The organism is Desulfovibrio sp. 1214_IL3152, assembly GCF_036763055.1.
Classification (GTDB): Bacteria; Desulfobacterota; Desulfovibrionia; order Desulfovibrionales; family Desulfovibrionaceae; genus Desulfovibrio.
Genome location: NZ_JBAIYW010000212.1, coordinates 1 through 3624 on the forward strand (window position 1 = coordinate 1; position 3624 = coordinate 3624).

4 protein-coding genes are annotated in these 3624 nt (G+C 59.9%); all 4 read right to left on the bottom strand.

What is annotated here, in order from left to right; genetic code table 11:
* Positions 1 to 365 (bottom strand): glycerate kinase (locus V6C07_RS04485; RefSeq protein WP_333535166.1); only part of this gene is annotated, 365 nt, incomplete at its 3' end.
* A gap of 351 nt (positions 366 to 716) precedes the next feature.
* The gene (locus V6C07_RS04490; protein ID WP_333535167.1) at positions 717 to 2081 is read right to left on the bottom strand and encodes a GntT/GntP/DsdX family permease; all 1365 of its coding nucleotides are present in this window, start codon (positions 2079 to 2081) and stop codon (positions 717 to 719) included.
* Positions 2082 to 2195: 114 nt separating this feature from the next.
* Positions 2196 to 3197, bottom strand: a complete 1002-nt coding sequence (gene pdxA / locus V6C07_RS04495) for a 4-hydroxythreonine-4-phosphate dehydrogenase PdxA (RefSeq protein WP_333535168.1) — start codon at positions 3195 to 3197, stop codon at positions 2196 to 2198.
* A gap of 24 nt (positions 3198 to 3221) precedes the next feature.
* Positions 3222 to 3624: nucleotide-binding domain containing protein (locus tag V6C07_RS04500; protein ID WP_333535169.1), on the bottom strand; the 403-nt coding region annotated here is incomplete at its 5' end.

The window sequence follows — 3624 nt, forward strand, 5'->3', positions numbered from 1 at the left end:
AGGGCCGAGCGGATGAGTTCGCCTGTGCCGTAGCTTGTGGTCTGCAGGGGATTGCGCTGTTCCGGCGGCACAAGGCCCAGGCCGCTGGCCGTTGCCATTTCAATGACGGCCGTGCCGCCATCGCCTGTAAGGCCATAAAAGGCTTTTACGGGATTGCCGAGGGGTCCCCTGACCGTCACCGGCACAAGGGTTCCCTGGGTTGCTTCCACCATTGCTTCCACCGTGCCTTCGCCGCCGTCGGCCACGGGAACCTTGATATAGTCCGCCTTGGGGAATATCTCGCGAAAGCCCGACTCTATAAGCGTGGCGACTTGCAGGGCCGACAGGCATTCCTTGTATGAATCCGGCGCAATGACGATTTTCATGCAATGCTCCTTATGGCATTTTACGCTTGAGGCAGTCGCATGGCCGGAGTGCGCCAGCTTGCGACGGCTTGTGGGCATCGCCGCGCTGCGCAAGGCCGGATTTTTCACAGTTCAGGGCAGCAGCGCGACAGCCTGAAAAAATCTGGCGGCAGCAGGACGTTGAGGTCCCGATTTTGCTATTCATGTTTTTTCGTTGCAGGCGCACGGTTCCCGGGCAGAAAGGAACTTTTCCGCCCAGGAAGGCCGTGCGCTGTCCGGGTATGCCCGGATATATTGAGATGCCCGGACATTGCCGGGTATGCCCGCGCAGTCGCCCGAGGCGTTTCAGGCGGTAAATATTCTAGACAGTGTCTAGAGGAACATCTGCAGCAGCAGGGTTCCGCCCAGGCCCAGCACAGCGGCGATGGTCGTGCCCGCCGTGTAGGTAGCATACATGGATGCCATAGGAATGCCGAGTGATTCTTTGACGAACCAGAAGCCGGAGTCCGTCACCTGCGAAGCGCCGATGGCCCCGGCTCCGATGACGATAGCCATGAGGGCAGGGTCAAGCTGCGGGTTGGAGCCGAGCACCGGCAGGATAAGGCCCGCGGCTGTCATCATGGCCACGGTGGCGCTGCCGAGGGCAAAGCGCAGCGTGATGGCGATAATCCAGGCCAGGATGAGGGGGCTTACCTGAAGGCTGGTGAGCACCTGCTTGAGCACAAGGCCCACGCCGCTGTCGGTGATGATCTGGTTGAGCGCTCCCGCAGCGCCGATGACAAGCATGATGGACGCCAGAGGAGCCATGCCCGATTCGCTGAAGCGGCCGAGTTGATCCCAGTTGAAGCCGCGTGCGCGGCCCAGCACAAAGTAGGCCACCACTGCCGAGATGAACAGGGCGATCATGGGCGTGCCGATAAAGTTCACATAGGTCATGTAAACAGGGGGATTCTGCTTGTCGATGCTCAGTTCCACAACGGTTTTGGCAATCATGAGCAGCAGCGGCAGCAGAACCACGAAAAGCGTGCTGCCAAAGGGGGGCAGTTCCGATTCCTTGCGCGGCTCGGTGTCGGCATAGGCTCCGGTAAGGGGGACGGGGGGCAGCCGCCTGGCAATGAACTTGCCGTAAATGGGTCCGGCCACGCAGGCGGCGGGCAGGCCCACCAGCAGGCCGAAAAAGATGACCTTGCCCACATCGGCCTTGAGCAGGTCGGTAACGGCCATGGCCGCCGGATGGGGCGGCACGATGCAGTGCACCGTGGTCAGGGCCACCACAAGGGCCATGCCCACCTGGATAAGGGGCAGTTTGGATTCTTTGACAATGGAGAACATCAGCGGCGTGAGCAGGATAATGCCGACCTGAAGAAAGACGGGAATGCCGCAAACATAGCCCACGATCATCATGGCCCAGTGCGCCCGCGACTGGCCGAGAATGCGTATGAGGGTGCGCGCCAGCCTTTCCGCCGCGCCCGAAACCTCCATAAGTTTGCCCAGAATGGCCCCAAGGGCGAGAATGGGCGCCAGAAAGCCCAGAGTTTTGCCAAGGCCGCCTTCAAAGGCCACCACAATCTTCGCCAGCTCCATATTGTGGGTCAGCGCCAGAAACAGGCTTGCGGTGGTCAGTGAGACAAAGGCGTGTATCTTGAACCAGATGCACAGCACAATGACGATGGCGATAGCAATCGCCAGCATTGTCATTGAATAGCCGATTCCAAAAGCTTGAGCGGTTCCCATCATCACTCTCCCAACGGCGGTTGCGTTCTGGCCCGGCGAACTGCCGAGGCAGGGTGTGCAGGGGCAACAGGCTGCCCGCAGGGCGTCGGCGGCCTGATCATTTCAGTTCGTCCGGTTTCAGGCGTGAGCATGCCTGAAGCCGGGGGCGTACAGGGCGGCAAGGCGTATGGCCTCCACCATGCTTACGGCACTGGCCTGACCCTTTCCGGCAATGTCAAAGGCCGTGCCGTGATCCACGGACGTGCGCAGTATGGGCATGCCGAGGGTCAGGGAGATGGTGCGCTCAAAATCCACCATCTTGGTCGCGATATGCCCCTGATCGTGATACAGCGACAGCACCGCGTCCCATGCGCCCTTGAGGGCAAAATGAAAGACCGAGTCGGCAGGATTGGGGCCGTGTGCGTTGAGTCCGCGCTTTTTGGCCTCTTCAATGGCCGGAACGATCTCCACATCTTCTTCATTGCCGAAAAGGCCGTGCTCGCCGCAGTGCGGGTTAAGCCCGGCCACCACAATGGAGGGATTTTCAATGCCCAGCAGGCGCATGGCATCGGTGCAGCGGGTCAGATAGTCCAGAACGCGGTCTTTTTTCACGGCCCGGCAGGCGTCCACGAGCGAAAGATGGCGGCTGAGAAAGAAAACGCGCAGGCCATGCACCTGGAACATGGTCAGGGGATCGGCCGTGCCCGTGAGGTCGCCCAGGATTTCGGTATGCCCGATATAGGGCACGCCGCCCGCCTTGAGCGATTCCTTGTTGATGGGCGTGGTGGCAAGCACATGGGCCTTGCCCGCCAAGGTCAGCTCAACGGCCTTTTTGATATACTCAAAGGCCGCCTTGCCGCACTGCCCCTGAATTTTGCCATAGGCAAAATCGGCCAGATCCAGATTGTCCATATTCAGGATATTGGCTGCGCCTTCGCGCCAGCCATCGAGATTTTCATCAACCTCGTTGAAATCAGGGTTCACATGCATGAGGGCTGCGGCGCGTCGCATGATTTCGGTATTGCCCACCACAAGCACGCGGGCGGCTTCGGTTACCACCGGATCCACAAGAGACGCTGCCAGAATTTCCGGGCCGATTCCGGCCGGGTCGCCCATGGGGGCGCAAATGAGAGGTTTCATATGTTTTCCTTGTTTTTATGCGTGTTATGATGGGCGCTTGCGCGTGGATATCTTGGTAAAGAGGTATTCCACGCATTCCACCAGGCTGTTTTTGTCGCCCACAAAGCCGCCCTTGGTGATCATTGGCAGATTGTCCTGTACGCCGCCGATAATATGTCCGTAGACGGCAAGGGGCAGAACCTGGTCGCGTACCGTAAAGCCGCCTGCCCCCAGCGTGCGGATGACAGACACCGTGACTTCGCCGCCGGAGGTGTACAGGCCGCCGATGCGCAGATCTTTTCTGCGCAGGGCGCGGTCGGTCACGTCGGCAATGGCGTTATTGATGCGCAGCGAAATTTCCGCATGCGTGAGGTTCATCCGGCGCGACATGTCGTCCAGAGAAAACACGTCTTCCTTGCCCACGGCCGTGCAGATGCCAAGAACCGTG